Source organism: Pseudoalteromonas sp. S2721, assembly GCF_005887425.1.
In the GTDB taxonomy this organism is placed as follows: domain Bacteria; phylum Pseudomonadota; class Gammaproteobacteria; order Enterobacterales; family Alteromonadaceae; genus Pseudoalteromonas; species Pseudoalteromonas simplex.
Genome location: NZ_PNCZ01000091.1, coordinates 1 through 893, shown reverse-complemented (window position 1 = coordinate 893; position 893 = coordinate 1). Strand labels below are relative to the sequence as shown.

2 protein-coding genes are annotated in these 893 nt (G+C 43.3%); both read left to right on the top strand.

Annotated features, from left to right (window positions below; genetic code table 11):
• On the top strand, positions 1-296 hold a 296-nt coding region (locus CWC02_RS20315), incomplete at its 5' end, for a transposase (protein ID WP_212751485.1).
• A partial coding sequence (locus tag CWC02_RS20790) for an IS3 family transposase (protein ID WP_171043880.1) occupies positions 293-893 on the top strand: 601 nt, incomplete at its 3' end. The genes CWC02_RS20315 and CWC02_RS20790, both read left to right, overlap by 4 nt.

Here is an 893-nt window from a genome sequence, read left to right as displayed (position 1 = left end):
GGTGCAACGCTTTTTTGTTTTTAACTGGAAATATTAAACCCCGTGTCTACTTTATCGGGGTCAGATCACAGGTCGCTAATAAGTACGGTATTCATCCTGACATGCTATCAAGTTGGAGAAGTCACATGACCTCGAAAAAGAAAACGGCAAAGCCACTAAAGAACCAAGGCCCTGACAAATCATACGCAGATTTAGAACGCCAAATTCGTAAGCTTGAGAAGCAACTCGAAGATGCTCAGTTGGAGAATGACGTTTTAAAAAAGGCGAAGGTCTACTTCGACAGCCTAAAAGAATAAGGTTCGAATATATCCACAAGGTCACAGACGCCAAACGCACAGTGAAGAAGTTGTGCAGTTGGTTATCTGTGTCGCCGGCTGGGTATTATAAATGGTTAAAGCAATTACCTAGCACACGCCATAAAGAGAACAGTTCGTTACTGAAATTTCTAAAGCATGTCAGCGACCAAGAGCACTGCATTCCTGGTTATAGAAAGCTTTGGGAGGCAGCGGTAGCGCATGGCTTTGATTGCAGTAAGGGACGTGTGCAGAGACTATTACAAAGCGTTGGCTATCGTTCAAAATCAGGTAAGAGACGCTATACAAGTCGCGCGAAGAAAGAAGGTACAATCAAAGCGAGTAATTTATTACGACGCCAGTTTAATGTTGATACAGCAAATACCGTGTGGGTATCAGATATCACACAAGTACGCTGTAAAGATGGTTGGCAGTATTTATGCGTCATCCTTGATTTGTATTCTCGTAAGGTTGTTGGCTGGGTAACAAGCCGGATAAACAACGCCAAGTTAGTTATTAAAACACTGAGAAAGGCATGGTCTGCACGCAAACCTGATGGTTCGAACTTGCTCTTTCATTCAGACCAAGGAGCGCAGGATG